Origin of the sequence: Thermaerobacter sp. PB12/4term (assembly GCF_003403315.2) — a bacterium.
Lineage (GTDB): Bacteria > Bacillota > Sulfobacillia > Thermaerobacterales > Thermaerobacteraceae > Thermaerobacter.
On record NZ_CP048407.1, the window covers coordinates 1,610,354 to 1,625,802 of the forward strand.

Annotated in this window: 13 protein-coding genes; 5 read left to right on the forward strand and 8 right to left on the reverse strand. The window is 74.6% G+C overall.

Translation table 11 applies throughout. The annotated features are described in order from the left end of the window. Positions 1-4: 4 nt before the first annotated feature. From DYI95_RS06680 to DYI95_RS06695, 4 genes are all read right to left on the reverse strand, one after another. A complete protein-coding gene (locus DYI95_RS06680) occupies positions 5-811 on the reverse strand; it encodes a coenzyme F420-0:L-glutamate ligase (protein ID WP_116900534.1) in 807 nt (268 codons plus the stop codon). After that, positions 799-1,611, reverse strand: a complete 813-nt coding sequence (locus tag DYI95_RS06685; protein WP_116900533.1) for a hypothetical protein — start codon at positions 1,609-1,611, stop codon at positions 799-801. The genes DYI95_RS06680 and DYI95_RS06685 overlap by 13 nt, the downstream gene beginning before the upstream one ends. Positions 1,612-1,872: 261 nt before the next feature. Continuing rightward, positions 1,873-2,535, reverse strand: a complete 663-nt coding sequence (locus DYI95_RS12560; RefSeq protein ID WP_243149663.1) for an N-acetylmuramoyl-L-alanine amidase — start codon at positions 2,533-2,535, stop codon at positions 1,873-1,875. 681 nt (positions 2,536-3,216) lie between these two features. Then, entirely contained in the window at positions 3,217-3,684 is a 468-nt protein-coding gene (locus DYI95_RS06695) for a pyruvoyl-dependent arginine decarboxylase (RefSeq protein ID WP_116900531.1), read from the reverse strand. 592 nt (positions 3,685-4,276) lie between these two features. Between DYI95_RS06695 and DYI95_RS06700 the strand changes: the two genes are divergently transcribed. The 3 genes from DYI95_RS06700 (at position 4,277) to DYI95_RS06710 (ending at position 7,621) form a co-directional block, all read left to right on the forward strand. Beyond that, a complete protein-coding gene (locus DYI95_RS06700) occupies positions 4,277-4,507 on the forward strand; it encodes an aspartyl-phosphate phosphatase Spo0E family protein (protein WP_158556046.1) in 231 nt (76 codons plus the stop codon). A gap of 94 nt (positions 4,508-4,601) precedes the next feature. After that, on the forward strand, positions 4,602-5,468 hold the full coding sequence (locus DYI95_RS06705; RefSeq protein WP_243149664.1) for an HAD hydrolase family protein: 867 nt from the start codon (positions 4,602-4,604) through the stop codon (positions 5,466-5,468). A 65-nt stretch (positions 5,469-5,533) separates the two neighbouring features. Then, entirely contained in the window at positions 5,534-7,621 is a 2,088-nt protein-coding gene (locus DYI95_RS06710) for an adenine deaminase C-terminal domain-containing protein (RefSeq protein ID WP_116900528.1), read from the forward strand. Here the strand turns inward: DYI95_RS06710 and DYI95_RS06715 are convergent. The 3 genes from DYI95_RS06715 to DYI95_RS06725 all read right to left on the reverse strand — a co-directional run bounded on the left by DYI95_RS06715 (position 7,581) and on the right by DYI95_RS06725 (position 11,587). Then, complete coding sequence (locus tag DYI95_RS06715) at positions 7,581-8,558, reverse strand: ketopantoate reductase family protein (RefSeq protein ID WP_116900587.1); 978 nt, start codon at positions 8,556-8,558, stop codon at positions 7,581-7,583. The genes DYI95_RS06710 and DYI95_RS06715 overlap by 41 nt on opposite strands. 170 nt (positions 8,559-8,728) lie before the next feature. Continuing rightward, on the reverse strand, positions 8,729-9,667 hold the full coding sequence (locus tag DYI95_RS06720; RefSeq protein WP_116900527.1) for a fumarylacetoacetate hydrolase family protein: 939 nt from the start codon (positions 9,665-9,667) through the stop codon (positions 8,729-8,731). Between the two features lie 330 nt (positions 9,668-9,997). Then, positions 9,998-11,587 (reverse strand): hypothetical protein, encoded by a 1,590-nt coding sequence (locus DYI95_RS06725; RefSeq protein WP_116900526.1) that lies wholly within the window; start codon positions 11,585-11,587, stop codon positions 9,998-10,000. Positions 11,588-12,017: 430 nt separating this feature from the next. Between DYI95_RS06725 and DYI95_RS06730 the strand changes: the two genes are divergently transcribed. Together DYI95_RS06730 and DYI95_RS06735 are read left to right on the forward strand one after the other, a co-directional pair. Next, positions 12,018-13,211 (forward strand): YeeE/YedE family protein, encoded by a 1,194-nt coding sequence (locus DYI95_RS06730; protein ID WP_116900525.1) that lies wholly within the window; start codon positions 12,018-12,020, stop codon positions 13,209-13,211. Positions 13,212-13,243: 32 nt separating this feature from the next. Beyond that, the gene (locus DYI95_RS06735; RefSeq protein WP_006903794.1) at positions 13,244-13,576 is read left to right on the forward strand and encodes a sulfurtransferase TusA family protein; all 333 of its coding nucleotides are present in this window, start codon (positions 13,244-13,246) and stop codon (positions 13,574-13,576) included. 306 nt (positions 13,577-13,882) lie between these two features. On the opposite strand, the gene DYI95_RS06740 is transcribed toward DYI95_RS06735, so the two are convergent. Then, positions 13,883-15,448 carry a HAMP domain-containing sensor histidine kinase gene (locus tag DYI95_RS06740; protein ID WP_116900524.1) on the reverse strand — a complete coding sequence of 522 codons (1,566 nt, stop codon included), beginning with the start codon at positions 15,446-15,448 and terminating at the stop codon, positions 13,883-13,885. Between the last annotated feature and the right edge of the window lies 1 nt (position 15,449).

The window sequence follows — 15,449 nt, forward strand, 5'->3', positions numbered from 1 at the left end:
CCTTTCATGCCCTCCCCTTCCCGGACCGCGGCGAGTTTGCGCGGCCGGGCGGCTCCCCTCCGGTCAGGGGCCCGCCCGCGGCGGCGCCGGTCTGGGCGCCGGGACCGGGCTCGTCCCGGCGGGGCCGGAGGATGGCCAGCGGCGCCTGCTGGTCCGTGTTGCCCCAGGGGTTGGAGCACATCACGGCCCGCACGGCGTCCCGGTCGACGCCCGGGCTCGCCCCCACCACCTCCGCCTTGCCCAGGTCGTTGGCATCGATGATGCAGGCGCCGATCCCGGGTCCCAGGGCCCGGGCCAGGCGGGCGGCCACCCCGTCGGGGTCCGCCGGCGGCAGGACGATGTGCTTGTCGAAGGGCGGCAGGGTGCCCATCACGTCGTCGATCACCCGGGCGTAGTAGCCGGCGATGCGGTAGAAGTCGCCGCTGCGGCGCAGCAGGAGCCGGCTCAGCCCGCCCACCAGGAAGGCTAGGGCGATCCGGAGGCGGCCCGTGCGCTCGATCACCGCCTGCAGCGAGTAGGGCGAGGAGCAACTTCCCTCCTGGTCGATGAACCGCGAGACCAGCCGGGCCAGGGTTCCCGGCCGGAGATCTTCCGGACGGAGCAGGCGCCCCTGGGTGATGGACACGATCTTGGTCGAAACGGCCACCACGTCCCCCGGCCGCAGCCGGTCGCGGGTATACCGCGTCACCACCTCCTCCAGGTCGTGGCGGGGGGTGATGATCTCCGTCCGGATCACCTCGACGTCAAAGCGGGACGAACCGGCCACCCCGGCGGCCCGGCGGCCGCCTGCCCTTCCCCTCACCGCGGCCATGGCGATCCCCTCCTCCCGGCCGCCGCAGCCCGGCCGGGCGCGACTCCGGGGCGGGCCGCGGCGTCCTCCCAAGGCCATGCCGGAGGCTGGACCGGGGACCGGGCCGGCGGCACCGGGGCGGGAGCGCGGCGGGCGATCACCGTCAGGGTGGGACGCGGCCGTCCCCGCCGGTCGCCGGGCGAGGTGGCACGCGAGGCGGCCCATCCGGTTCCACCGGTTTGGGCAGGTGACCGCCCGTCGACGACCGAACCCCAGGTCGCCGGCGGCTCTTTGGTCCCCCGGACGGGCTGCGGAGCCGTCGCCACCCCGCCCCCCGCAAGGGGCAGGTGCACGTCGGTGAGATACCAGCGCAAGGGGGTCCGCCCGATCACCCCGTGCCGGACCACCAGATCGAGCCGGTCCAGGCGAACCAGGCGGTCCAGGACCTCCTCGGGCCCGTAGGCCGTCAGCTCGATCTCCAGGGGGACCTCCTGGCCCGGGTTGAGCAAGGTGGCGCTCCAGTACCCGGTCTCCTGCACCCCGGGCCAGAAGAAGGCGACGGACCAGCGGGCCGGGGCGGCCCATCGCCCGGGGAACTCGGGCCGCACCAGGATCTCGTAGAGCATCCCCTTCTGCCGGCCCCGGTTGACCACCGGCAGGCGGAAGCGGACTTGCCAGCGGCCCGCGTCGCGGTGGGTGTCAAGGATCGTCACGCCGCGGGCGTCGACCCGCACGTCGGCGTCGCCCTGCCGGCGGATGTAGAGGGCCAGGGCCGCCGGACCGGCGGCCAGGCCGGCCAGGGTCCATGCCAGCCAGCGCAAGGTCGTTCCTCCCCTGCACCGCGCTCGGGCCGGGACACCGTGGGAACCTTGTGGGACATTCGCCCGGCGCGGCGCATCCGCACCATATGCAGGGGCCGGGGCGGCCGTCACGAGGGGTGCGGGCCGGGACCGAGGGGCTGCCGGCGACCGTCCGGGGACGGGCGGGTTGCTGGCAGGGTGCGGGCGGGCTCCTGGCCGGTTGGCGATCGCGCCCGCCGCGCGTAGGCCGCCGACCCGGACGGGCTGGCTTCCGGCGCCGGGTCAGCGGTCGCGCAAATCCGGGGCCGGTTCCGGCCCCGGCTCGCCACGGTGGTGGCGGATCACGCCGCGCACGATGGCCTCGGCCAGGGCCCGCCGCCGGGAGGGATCGTGCAGGATGGCGCGGTCGTGGGGGCTGTCCACGAAGCCGAGTTCGACCAGCACGCCGGGCATACGGGTCAGGCGCAGCACGCGGTAACGGCCCGTCTGGATCTCCCGGTAGTTGGCGGGGTCGACCTTCTTGAGCTCGTCCTGGACCAGCAGGGCAAGACGGCGGCTCTCCTCCCGCCCAGGGAAGTAGAAGGTCTGGGCCCCGAAGCAGGTGGGATCCGGGAACCAGTTGACGTGGATGCTGAGGAGGTAGTCCGCTCCGTTGGCGTTGGCGATCTCGATCCGCGGGTCCAGGTCCAGGTCTTCGTCGGTCGTCCGGGTGAGCAGCACGCGGGCGCCCTGCTGCCGCAAGAGGTCGCGTAGCAGAAAGGAGAACTCCAGGTTGATCTCGCTTTCGATGGTGTTCGACGGCAGGTGGCAGGCGCCCCGGTCGATGCCGCCGTGACCGGGGTCGACCACGATCAGGGTGCCCGCCAGCGGGCCCTGCCCGGGCGAGGCGGCCACTCCGGCCACCCGCCCCAGGACCAGGAGGAGAAGGCCGGCCAGGATGGCCACAGGGAGCCAGGGCAGGGGACGGAGCCCGTCCCGTCCCGGCCCGCCCGGGCCGGGACGCCCCTTTGCTCTCCACCGCCCGGTGGAGGGGCGGTCCCCTACCGGGCGCGCTGCGGATCCATGGCCCCGGGCGGGGGCTTGGGAGGCCTCCCCCTGGGCCCCGGCGGTCGCAAGGGCCCGCCGCAGCCAGAGGCCCCATCCCCGGGCTCCCGCTGCCAGACCGCCGCGGAGCCACGGAGACGAACCGGCCGCCGGGCCGGCCCTTTGCCGGGGCGGCGGGTCCCCGGCCAAAGGCGCCTCCCTGCAGGCCACCGGAGCCGGGGATTCGGGGCATCCCCGGCCGGCCGCCGCACCCTGTCGCCCCTCCCCGCCCGGAAGCCGGGGCGACAGGGCACCGGCTGCTCGCCTGCCCGGCGGCACGGGGTTCCTGGACGCGTGCCGGCGCTCCACCAGCCTGCTCCCCCCGGTGGGGAGCCCGCCCGGGGCGGGGCAGGCCGGACCATGAGCAAAGCGGTCCCGCCCGCCCCCGTCACCCGGCCCGCCCGTCGCCCCGTGGCACCACCCGTGCCGGTGCCGCCCGGTGGCGGCCCCGAATCCGGGCGCCAACGACAGCGGGTGGCGGCGGGCTGCCGGCCACGCCGGCCGGGGCGGCGCTTGCCGGCGGCCGGCCCGGCCGGGGAAGCGCTAGCCTCCGTACCAGAGGACACACCCGGCGAAGACGCAGCCACACCGCTCGACCACGTGCTCGACGGAACGCACCAGGATCTCCCTGGGGCGGCCCCCGCGAATGGTGAAGCTCTCCTCCACCATGCGGCGGATGGTCGCTTCCACCTCGCTGGCACTGGCATATGCCGTGTGCTCCATGATCATGCCGAATCGGCCGGGTTCGTCCCGTCCCACGGCGACGGCCGCCGCGATCCGGGTGCCGGGCTCGGCGGACACCAGCCGGCCGTAGGCGATGGGAACCAGGGCGCCCGGGGGGAGGACCAGTTCGGCCAGCGGTTCGGCGTGGGGCGGCAGGATGCTTGAGACCTTGATCAGGTTGACGTTGGCCACCCCGGCGTCGAGCAGCGCCGCATCGAAGGCGGTCAGGGGAGTCTCGCCCTCCGCCCGGCCCGTGACCAGGGCAAACCGGTTGGGAATCGGCAACATGCCAAACACCTCCCGGCCGTGGCGCCGGCCCCGGGACAGCCCCCGGGTCGCCGGGAGCTCGCCGGGCGAGCGGCCCAGCAGGATGGCCGGCGGGCACGGGGGACCGCCGGTGGCAGCCCGAGGCACCCGGCGGTCCCCGGCCTGCGGCCGCCCCGCCCACCCCGGCAGTGCCCCCTGGCCTGCCCCGACCCGGCACCTCCTTTGGGCCTTTGACCCTCCCCGGGACCGGCGCGATTCACGCCCATGGTATGGCGCCGGGCGGCCGGGGGTGCCGGTCCCTGCCGGGCCGCGGGCTCGGCCCCGGCCGGTATCCCGGCCGGCATCCCCGCCCCGGTATCCACTCCCCTATCCACAAAAAGGGGCTTGTCATCCCCAGATCCGGGGCAGGTTATCCCCATCCGGGCGGCCGATATCCCCAGGAATCGACAGTTGCCCACAGCTTGTCAACAAGGAGCGACAGCAGGGCGCAAGAATGGACAGGGCGGTAGCGGCCTGCACGCCGGGCTGGAGGCGCCCAGGGGGAGGGCGGGCGGCCTCCGGCCCGGTTCTGCAGCGTGCGGGCGGTGTTCCTCGCCCGTGGGAGGTGCTTCCCGTGGCTTCTCCTCTACCCGCCGGGTCGCGGCCGCGACCCCTGCGGCCGGCTCTTGCCCACCAGGCGGAGATCGAAGCCATGCGCCGGGAACTCTATCGGCTGGCCCGGCGACGGGGCTACGCCGATCCCCAGGTGGTCGAACTCAGCCGCCGCCTGGACGATCTGATCGTCGGCTGGCACCGGCGCTTTGGCAGGGGCCGGCCCCGGTCCGCGGCGGGCCCGCTGCCCTAGCCCGGCGGGTGCGCTGCCCTCGCCGTCCCGCGCCCCGCCTCGCCCCCCGGTTCCCCCGCCGTGGTAGAATCGGGACATGAGCGACGCCCAGAACATGCCAGAGCTTCCGGCCGGCATCGACTGGAACGCCTTCCGGCTGGTGGCGGTCGACCTGGACGGCACGGCTGCCGGCCCGGACGGGCGGGTGAGCCCCGAAGGGCTGCAAGCCCTGCAGGCCGCCGAGCAGGCCGGTCTTCACCCCGTGATCGTGACGGGCCGGGCGCTGCCCGCCGCCATGGGCGTGTGGCTGCGGGCCGGGCTGACCCGGCCGGTGATCGCTTGCGGCGGGGCCGTCATCGCCTGGCCCAGCGCCGGCCGGCCGCTGTGGGAGCGCCCGCTGGCACCCCGGGTGGTCGACCGGGCCCTGGAGCTGGCCCGCGAGCTCGATCTGATCCCCTTCCTGTACGGCGCCGGAGCCATCGTGACCGGTCGCCGCCACCCCTGGCGGGACCGGCTGGCCCATCTCAACGAGATCCCCATTCCCGTCATCGCGGAGGATCCGGCGGCCGCGGCGGGCCTGGCCGCCTGGGAGCGGGGCCGGGTCTTCAAGGTGGTGCTGGCCGGCGAGCCCCAGGCCGCGGAGGCCGCCCGCCCGGCGGTGGAACGCGGGCTGGCGGGCCTTCCCGCCGTCGCCGTGGCCACACTGCCCGGGCTGCTGGAGATCATCCGGCCCGACGCCACCAAGGAAGCGGCCCTGGCCGAACTCTGCCGCCTGCTGGACACCGGGCGGGAGCAGGTCATCGCCATCGGGGACGGCGAGAACGACCTGGGCATGATCCGCTGGGCGGGGCTGGGCGTGGCGGTCGCCAACGCCCGGCCCGAGGTGCGGGCGGCAGCCCGCCTGGTCATCGGCCACCACGCCGAGGAAGGGGTCGCCCGCTTCCTGCGCGCCGTGGTGGCGGCCCGGCGCCGCCAGGCCTGACCCGGGCGTCGGCCGGTGCTCCCCGGCCGGTGTTCCCTTGCGCAAGTTCGAAGGAGGTGGCGCGGGTGCAGACCGGTACCCGCCCGGCCCGCCCCGGCCGCGACTGGCGCCACGAGTCGCCGGACCTGCGGCAGGCGGCGGTGCGCGTCGCCCTGGGACACGAGCCGCCCGACGTGTGGTTCCGCGGGGGAACGATCCTGAACGTCTACACGGGCCGCTGGGAGCCGGCCGAGGTTTGGGTCGCGGGGCCGCGCATCGCCTACACGGGCCCCGACGAGCCCAAACCGGGGCCCGACACCCGCGTCGTCGACTGCCGGGGCCTCTACCTGGTACCGGGATACCTGGAGATCCACGCCCACCCCTTCCAGCTGTACTCGCCGCGGGCGCTGGGGGCGGCCATAGCGCCCCGCGGCACCACCACCCTGGTCAGCGACACGCTCCTGCTGGGCCAGATCATGGGCCCGCGCCTGGCCGAAGCCCTGGATGCCGGCCTGCTGGCACCCGTGCGGGACCTGTGGGGCCTGCGGGTCGCCCCCCAGACCATGACCCCCGGGCGGGCGGGGCCGGCCCCGGCCGCCGCGGCGGGCCCGGAGGGTGAGCCGGAGTCCCTGGCGCAGGACCAGCCCCCCACGGAGGACGGCTCCCCCGCGGGGGCCGCCGACTTCACCGCCGCCTACGGCATGACCGTGGAGCAGGGGATCGCCCTCCTGCATCATCCCCGGGTGGTGGAGATCTTCGAATGGACCAGCTGGGCGGGTACCCTCCGGCGGGGGGAACCGCTGCCTGCCCTGCTGGCCGCGGGCCTAGAGCACGGGCTGCCCGTGGACGGTCACGCTCCCGGCGCCTCGGCCCGAACCCTGGCCGCCCTGGCCGCTGCCGGGGTCGGGGACTGCCACGAGAGCATCCGGCCGGAGGAGGTCCTGGAGCGGGTGCGGGCGGGTCTCTTCGCCGTCCTGCGCCACAGTTCCCTGCGCCCCGACCTGCCGGAACTGGTGGCCGCCGCCCGCGAGGCCTTCGACCGCGGCTACGGCCACCGCCTGGCCCTGACCACCGACGGCCCCACCCCGGAGATGGTGGAGGAAGGGTTCCTCGACCTGGCGCTGCGGGTGGCCATGGAGGGGGGCCTGCCGCCGGAAGCGGCGTACCGGATGGTGACCGTCAACCCCGCCATGTACCTGGGACTCGACCGGTACCTGGGCGCCATCGCCCCGGGTCGGCTGGCCGACCTCAACTTGTTGTCCGAGCCGGGCAACCCCGTTCCCGTCGAGGTGTGGATCGACGGCCGGCGGGTGGCGCGGGACGGTCGCCTGCTGGACGAACCGGCCCCCCTGGACTGGGCCGCGCTGGGGCTGAGCCCGCGGCGGCTACCGGCCGGCGAAGACCTGGCCCGCCGCATCATCCTGCGCCCTGTGGCCAAGGCCCCCTCCCGGTCACCGGGCACCGGGGCCACCGGTTCACGCGGGCCCGCGACCCCCGGGCGACCTGCCGGGTCCGGCCGGGACGTGCTGCCCGGTGCCGGGGCGGGGGACCCCTCCGGCCGGGTCGCCCTTCCCGTGATCCGGCTGCTCAACGCGGTGATCAGCCGGCTGGAATGGCGGGAAGTGGCGCTGGACCCGCAGGGGATGCCCGTCCTGCCACCCGGCGAAGATCTGCTCTACGCGGTGCTGTTCCATCCCGGCGCCGGAGCCCCGGCGGGCGGGACCGTGACCCGGGCGCTGCTGGCGGGGTTCGGCGCCGGAATCCAGGGGCTCGCCACCACCTACACCATGTCGGGCGGGCTCCTGGTGCTGGGGCGGGATCCCCAGGCCATGGCCCGGGCCGCCGGGAGCGTAGCCGGCGGGGGCATGGCGCTGGTGGAAGGCGAGCGGATCCTGTTCCACCTGCCGCTGCCCATCGGCGGCTTTCTTTCGGACCTGGACGTATCCCAGCTGGCCCGGCGCTGCCGGGAGCTGGCAGCCCTGTTGCGGGAGCGGGGCCATCCCTTTCACGACCCCATCTATTCCCTGCTGTTCCTCTCCGCCGACCACCTGCCCGGCCCGCGGCTGACGCCCGCGGGCCTGTGGGACGTCAAGGGACACCGGCTGCTGGTTCCGGCCGAACCGGCGGGTGATCTCATGCCTCCGCACCGGCCCGCAGCCGGATGGCCGCGGTGATGGCCTGCTGGCAGGGCGTGTCGACTCCGTAACGCTGGCCGTAGCGGACCACGGCGCCGCAAAGGGCGTCCACTTCCACCGGCCGCCGCGCGGCCAGGTCCCGCTGGAGGGAAGAGGTCATGGCGGGATCCATGCCCAGGGTGGTGGCCATCACCTGCTCGAAGGCATCGGGCGGCAGTTCGACCCCGGCCGCCCGGGCCACGGCCACGGCCTCCTGCACCATGCGCTCGTACACCGCCCGGCCGTCGGGATCGCCCAGCACGGCCCCCAGGGGCCGGTTGGCCGCCGCCGTCATGCCGCCCATGGCCGAGATGAAGATCAGCTTCATCCACATGTCGGCCAGGATGCGGTCGGAGACCCGGTGGGGGATCCCGGCGGCGGCGAAGGCGGCGGCGATGCGCTCCACCCGGGGCGTGACCTGGCCGTCCAGCTCGCCGAAGGTGATGTCGCGGCGGGCGCTGGTCTGCCGGATCCTGCCGGGTTCGACCAGGGCCGTCTCGATGTGGCAAAGCCCTCCCAGGACCCGCTGGCGCCCAAACCGGCCGGCCAGGACCTCCAGGTGGTCGATCCCGTTCATCAGGGGCAGGATGGCCGTCTCGCTGCCCACCAGGGCGGCCATCTCGTCCAGCACCCCGGGCAGGCTGTAGGTCTTGACGGTGACCAGCACCAGATCGGCCCCCTGGCCGGGCGGCAAGGCCAGTTCCTCCGCCAGCCGCAGGCCCCGGTCGGTGGCAACGGGCCGGAGGCTGAAGCGCCCGTACACGCTCTCGATGTGCAGGCCACTGCGTCGCATGACCCGCAGGTGCCGCCCCCGGGCCAGGAACCCCACCCGTGCCCCGTGCAGGGCGGTACCGGGCTCGGCCCACTGGGCAGCCCGGGCCAGGAGAGCGCCGAAGTAGCCTCCCACGCCCCCGGCTCCGATCACGGCAATATGCATGGTGTTCACCCCCGTTCACGTCGGTTGTGGTGCACCGGTACCACCCCGCCCGGGGCGATGGCACTGGCCCTGGCCACCGGCGGGGCTTCGACCCCGCGCGCAGCAAGTCCCGCCGGTCAGATGGGCTGCAGGCGCCGAGGGGCGCCTCTCGGCGTCACCGGGCCACCGCTTCAGGCGTCACGGGGCCAACGGTCGACCACCGGGTTGCGCAGCCTGCCCAGCCCGGTGATCTCGATCTCGACCACGTCGCCCGCCCGCAGGAAGCGGGGTGGATCAAACCCCATGCCCACACCGCTGGGCGTTCCGGTGGCGATGATGTCGCCCGGTTCCAGGGTGATCCCGGCGGAGATGGTGGCCAGCAAGGTGGGAATGTCGAAGATGAAGTGCCGGGTGTTGGCCTCCTGGCGCAGCTCGCCGTTGACCCAAGTGCGGACGTCGACCTCCACGGGCCAGCCCACCGCATCCCGGTGCACCAGGTAGGGCCCGGTGGGGCAGAAGGTGTCCAGGCTCTTGCCCAGGTGCCACTGGCTGGTCCGCCGCTGCAGGTCCCGGGCCGTGACGTCGTTCAGGATCATGTAGCCAAAGATGTGCTCCCGGGCCCGCTCCCTGGGGATGGAGCGGCCCCGCCGCCCGATGACCACCGCCAGCTCGCCCTCGTAGTCGACGGCCTCCGTCACCCCTGGGTGGAGGTAGATCGGGTCGCCGGGTCCCTGCACCGCCGACGCCGCCTTGGTGAACACCACGGGGTGCTGGGGTACGTCCCGGCCGCTGATCTCGAACACATGATCCCGGTAGTTCAGGCCGATGGCCATGACGTTCTTGGGCGGCCGGGCGATGGGTGCCAGCAGGCGCACGCTGTCGCCGGGGTGCCAGAGGGAGCCGGCATCGTCCCCGGTGGCACCGGCAGCCCGATCCCACCAGCGTCTTGCGGCGGTCACGGCTTCGTCACCCAGGGCGATCCAGGCGACCATGTCCTGAGGAACCGGCGGGCCGCCCCAGCGCGCCTGGGCCGCCCCCAGGTCCAGGACCCGCCGCAGGCGCCCCTGCTCGTCCAGCTCGGCCAGCCCGATCTGCACCTGGCCGGCCCGCTCGAACCGGACAAACCGCAAACCTCATCCCTCCAGGGCCGGCACCGGGGGCCTTGCCGGACCACCGACCACATGCTACCCATCCGGGAAGGCCGGGCACCGGTGACCGGGGATTGGGCAGGTAACTCTAGGGAATTCCCTCCCTGCGGCAGCCAATCCTGCCACCGGTGCCGCGCCCTCCGGCGGGGCCCCATCGTCCCTGCACCCCCCGGCCCTGGGGCCACCCCCGGGCCCGCCCCCGCACACAGCCCGGTGGAGGCTGCGCCACAAAAGCCGGGCGGCAGGATGCCCCGGCTGGGCACCCTGCCGCCCGGAAGGACGCCTTGCATGGTTCCCCGCTGCGCCGGCTTCCTAACGCCCCGCGCCGGCGCCCCGGGCCGAACCGGCCCTTTCACCGTGGCGGGCCGAACCCTGGCCGCGTCCCGGCCGGTCCTCGCGCTCCCGCTGGACCGGGGCCTTTTCCCGCTCCTGGTCCTGGAGGGTGGCTGCGGCGGTCGTGGCTGCCTGCTCCTCGGCGCCGTCCTCCTGGAACTCTTCCTCGTCCTCTCCGGTGGCCGGTTCCTCCGGTTGGGACGAGCCTGGCGCCGTGACCTCGGTCTCCCGCGGGCCGGGCTGCTCCTCCCCGGCGTCGCCCGGCTCGGATTCACCGGGCGCGGTGTCTTCCGGCTCCCCCGCCGCGGGCGGCTGGACGGCCGGCCGGTGGGCGGCGGAGATCCAGCGGCCGGGCTTCAGATCCCGGCGGTGGATCCCGTAGAGGGCCAGAAGTTCGTTCAGCGTCCGGCCGAAGGCGTGCACCTTCACCGCCGGATTGGCGGCCACCCCCTGGGCCAGGGCCGTCCCTGCGGCGCCGGTGGCTTCCTCACCGGTCCCGGCCGATTCTTCTCCTGCGGGTGAACGGGGTTCTCCTTCCGGGGTGCCGGCGTCGCCGTCTTCCGTGGGCGAAGGGGTCCCGTCTTCCCCAAGAACCGGTTGGGGCTCGGCCGTGTCACCCTGGCCGCCGGCCAGGGAAGCGAGCCGGACCGCCACGTCCGCGGCCGTCACCTCCTCACCGGTGGCCTGGCGGATGGCCTGGGCGGTGGCGTACAGCAGGGCGATCTGCCCGTAACCGTAACCCTGATCCCGCAGGGCGGTGATCTCGGCGGGCTCCATCATGGCCACCGAGCCGGCCACCAGCTCGGCTTCCGCAGCGGCTTCCAGGGCCTGGTCCAGGGGATCCTGGGCGGCCTGGCCGCCGGTGCCCTCCGCCGCGGTCCCGGTACCGCCAGCTTCGGCGGTGTCCCCCGCCGGGCTCCCGTCAGAGCCCGCCTGCTCCGGGACCGCCTCGCCCTCCATTGGCTCCGCGGCCAGGGACTCCGCGGTCCCGGTCCCGCCGTCACCCTGGTCGCCGGCGGCCGGCGCCGCCTCGACGACGCCCTGGTCACGGTCCTGGCCTGCCGCCACCCGCTTCGGCAAGGCCTCCACCCGGGCCACGGCATCCTCCAGGGCGGTGATGGCCCGGTCCGTGGCAGCGCCTTCCGCCCGGGCCTGCACCAGCCGCTCTTGCGCCAGGCGCAGGTACCCCGCGATGTCGGCGGCCAGGCGCTCGAACCAGGCCGAGGCGGGCGCCAGCTCGGCGAGGCGGTCGGCCCTCCGCTCGGCAAAGGACGCCGCCAGCGCCGCGTCGCCGGCCGGGTCACGGCTGACCCAGAGGCGCACCTGCTCGGAGGCGTAACGGGCGTAGTAGCCCACAGCAAAGAGCCATCCCGGCTCCCCGGAGGAGCCCGCCGCATCCGCCGACACGCCGGCCGTGGCCGGAGAAGCCCCGGGCTGTCCGGCCACGGCACCATCACCCGACGAGGCCATGGCCGGTCCCGGCAGAGCCGTCATCATCAGCATGACCCAGAGCAGGGCGGCGGCCACCCGCCGGCTTGCCCCGCGCGGCCATGGGTCCCGTTCCACCATCGCGCCACCTCCCAAAGGATGCTTGCCGGAGAAGGAACCGCGCCCGGAAGGCTAGGCTTCAAGACCTCGGCAGGCTCCGGGCGGCGCCCATCGCGGCATCCTTCCCCGTTCCCTTCAATTTTTCGGACGAACCGGCGGTCTTTGCGGGCGCGGTGACGATCCGCGGCAACAAATGCACCCGCAGTCCTACCCTGATGGGCGTCCAGCAGGACTTGCGATCCAGGACCAGGGTCCTCCCGGGCCGGCGGGCGGGGGAACCAAATCCCGTGTTAGTTAATCGGTGTTATTGACATCGAAGCCGCGGCACCGGTACAATCGCCCTGAACCTGCAGGTTCGCCTTGCGCTGTTGGCCGGTTGCACCGGCCCTTCTGGGCCAGGCTCGGGACTCTGCGCCCTCCAGCACCCTCCAGCGAAGCGGGGGAGAACGCCATGGATCTGCACGGGCCGGCCTTCTTGCTCCTGGGCGCGGCCTTCGGTCTCGTCTACGGCTTCTTGCTCCAGCGCGGCGACTTCTGCTTCACGTCGGCCTTCCGCGATCTCTACGCCTTTCGCCACACCCGTGTGCTCCAGGGCATCGTCACGGCCGTGGCGGTGACCACCCTGGGCTGGGGGATCGCCCTGTCCGCCGGCTGGGCCACCCCCGACCGTCTCTGGGTACCGCCGGTGGGGTGGAACAGCCTGCTGGGCGGCTTCCTCTTCGGCATCGCCATGTACGTCGCCGGCGGCTGCGCCTCGGGTACCCTCTACCGGGCGGGAATGGGCTACGGGCAGTTCTGGCTCACCCTGCTCGGCATGGGTGCCGGCTACTACGCGTTCCTGCGCCTGTTCCCGGACGTGCTCCAGCCCTACTTCTTCAAGCCCCTGCAGATCACCGGCCCCGTCACCCTGTACCGCCTGCTGCCCTGGCCGCCTCTCTTGACGAGCCTGCTGGCGGTGGCCGTCCTGCTGCTGGGGGTCGTCCTGGTGGCCGGTCCCGGGGCCCTCGGCCGCAGCCTACGGGAGGTGGCCGCGTTCTTCCGCCAGGGTCCGGGAACCTTGCTGCGGCTGCGGTCCTGGGACACCCGGGCGGTGGGGCTCCTGCTGGGCCTGGTGTCGACGCTGCAGTTCAGCCTGTGGACCATCTGGGGCATCACCGGGCCCGAGACCCGGTGGGTGGCCGTGGCCTGGGCCGCCGTGGACGATCCGGCCCGCGTCGCGGCCAACCCGTACGTGGCGAGCCTGTTCCGCGGCTACCCCGGCCTGGTGCCCGGGCCGGAGGAAGTGCTGATCGCCGGCATCATCGCCGGCGCCGCCCTGTCGGCCCGGCTGAACGGCACCTTCCGCTGGCGCAGGCCGCGGCTGCGGCGGCTGCCCAACGCCGTGGCGGGAGGCTTCTTGCTGGCCTTCGCCTCCCGGCTCACCCCGGGGTGCAACATCGGCAACCTGCTGAGCGGCCTCCCCGCCCTCTCCCTGCACAGCCTGCTGGCTTCGGCGGGCATCGCGACGGGCATCTATACGGCGTGGAAGATCGCCCACCTGCGGCAGGCCGCCCTGTTGACCTCGTGCCGGGTGGAGCCGGCGACCGCCGGCACGGGGACCGGCACGCCGGCGAAGCCTGCGGCGGCACCGCCGGCGGGAATCTGAGGGCACGGGGAACGGCAAGGGAGGTGGATACCATGGCCCTGTTCAAGCGGCCCAACCTGGAGCAGGCGCGCCAGCGGCTGGCGGCCCTGGGCCAGGCCAATCTGGTGGACCGGACCGGCGCCGGCACCGCCGTCACCGCCGACCGGGAGATCGACGTCACGGGCGAGATCTGCCCCTACCCGGTGGACGCTGCCCTGGAGGCGCTGGCCCGGATGGCGCCGGGCCAGGTGCTGGCCGAGCTGACGGATCACACCATCTCCACCCACACCGTCCCCGCCGCGGTGGAGCGGTCGGGCCTGGGTGAGGTGCTGCGCATCGAGGAAAAGGAGCCGGGCCTTTACCGCATCCTGATCCGCCGGCGGTGACGCCCTCCGGGTGACAGGGGACTCCCGGCGGGTGGAGGCGCCGTGGCCCTGCCAGGGCTCCTGCGCCCCCGCCGGCCCGGGGCCGTCCCCCTGGGCCCGGCGGGCAGCCGGTCCGTGCTCTCGGCCGCTCGGATCGCAGGGCTAGGCAGGGTTCGGAGAGCTAAGCAGGGTCCTTCCGCCGTCCGGAGCGGCGCCGGCCGCTGTGCCGGCGGGTCGGCCGGCGGCCTGCCCCGGCCCACCGCCACGGCAGGCGCAGGTCCTTGTGCCCGCAGGCGATGCACCGGAAGCCTCCGGGTCCGTCCACCTTCAGCCACCGGGGGCTCCGGCCCCATCGCCGAGGGAGCCCGTGACGGCCCCGGACTCTTCCGCCCCCACGGGCCGTGCTTCCGCTCCCGGGGACCGCCCGCCCCGGGGTTCCGTTGCCCGGGACCCGCCCCGGGGTTCCGGCGCCCGGGGCAGGACGAACCAGAGACGCGTGCCCTGCCCGGGGGCGGACTCCACGCCCACCCGGCCCCCGTGGGCTTCCACCAGGGCCCGCACGATGCTGAGGCCCAGGCCCGCACCGCGGCTGCGGGCCGCCTCCCGCCCCCGGTAAAAGGGCTCAAAGATCCGCGGCAGGTCGGCGGGATCGATACCCGGGCCGTCGTCGGCCACCTGGACCCGGATCCCGCCGGGCACCCCCGCCGCGTCCAGCCTCACCTGGCCCTCCGGACCGGCGTGCCGGGCGGCGTTGTCCACCAGGTTGCCCAGCACCTGGGCCAGGCGGTGGGGGTCCGCTTCCAGCCACACCCCGGCCAGGCCCGGGTCGATCCGCACCTGCCAGCGGGCGCCCCGCTCCCGGACCAGCGCCTCCAGGGCCGTGGCCCGTTCCTCCAGCCACGGTCCCGCGGCAAAGCGCTCCAGCCGCAGGTCCAGCTGGCCCGTCTCGATCTGGGCCAGCTGGAAGAGGTCGTCGATCAGCCGGCCCAGCCGCTCGGCCTCGGCCACGATCTGCCCCGCCTGGCGGCGGGCGGCGGGTCCCGCTTCCACCAGCCCGTCCCTCAGGGCTTCCCCCAGCCCGCGGATCACCGTCACCGGGGTGCGCAGCTCATGGGAGATGGTGGCCAGCATGGCCCGCCGCAGGGCCTGGGAGCGGCGCAGCTCGCCCACCAGCCCCTCGATGCGCTCGGCCATGTGGTTGAACCCGGCCGCCAGGCCGGCGATCTCGTCCCGGCCGGCCACCCGCAGGCGCCGGGACAGCTCGCCCGCGGCCAGGGCCGCCGCCGCCTCCTGGATCGCCGCCAGCCGCCGCACCATCCGGTAGCCCACGGCCCAGCCCGCCGCCAGGGCCACGGCCACGGCCGCCCCGGTGCCCAGGGCGAGCCAGGTGCCGATCTCCCGGCGCACGCCACCCAGTTCCCGCAGGGGCCGGAAGACCACCACGGTGCCCAGGCTCCCCTGGCCGCCGGGCACGGGAATCGGGGCCACGGCCACCACCGCCGGCACGTTGGCCAGGATCTCCCGAACACCGTATCCCGGCGCCCGGATGCCCCGGATCACCTCGGGCGCCAGCTGCCAGCCCTCCAGATCGCCCACCAGGGTGGCGGAGTTCCAGCGGATCCGCCCGGCCGGATCGACCACCAGCACTTCCCCGTCCACATAAAGGCGCGACAGCCGCACCGCCGCCAGGTCGGCCAGATAGGTGGCGGGCAGCCCGGGGAACGCCTGCACGTCCAGAAGGGCCACCACGCTGCGGGCCTGGCGCAGCAGCACGGGCCCCAGGGCGTCCACCATGGCCCGCTCGGCCAGGGCGGGAGCGCCCACCAGAAGCAGCAGGGCCACCACCACCAGGATGGAGGCATAAACCAGCGCCATGCGCCAGGCCAGCCGCAAG

Excerpts from the sequence above, each read along its gene's own strand:
- DYI95_RS06680 (WP_116900534.1), bottom strand. The coding sequence starts at position 811 with ATGGCCGCGGTGAGGGGAAGGGCAGGCGGCCGCCGGGCCGCCGGGGTG.
- DYI95_RS06695 (WP_116900531.1), bottom strand. The coding sequence starts at position 3,684 with ATGTTGCCGATTCCCAACCGGTTTGCCCTGGTCACGGGCCGGGCGGAG.
- DYI95_RS06705 (WP_243149664.1), top strand. The coding sequence starts at position 4,602 with ATGCCAGAGCTTCCGGCCGGCATCGACTGGAACGCCTTCCGGCTGGTG.
- DYI95_RS06715 (WP_116900587.1), bottom strand. The coding sequence starts at position 8,558 with ATGCATATTGCCGTGATCGGAGCCGGGGGCGTGGGAGGCTACTTCGGC.
- DYI95_RS06725 (WP_116900526.1), bottom strand. The coding sequence starts at position 11,587 with ATGGTGGAACGGGACCCATGGCCGCGCGGGGCAAGCCGGCGGGTGGCC.
- DYI95_RS06730 (WP_116900525.1), top strand. The coding sequence starts at position 12,018 with ATGGATCTGCACGGGCCGGCCTTCTTGCTCCTGGGCGCGGCCTTCGGT.
- DYI95_RS06735 (WP_006903794.1), top strand. The coding sequence starts at position 13,244 with ATGGCCCTGTTCAAGCGGCCCAACCTGGAGCAGGCGCGCCAGCGGCTG.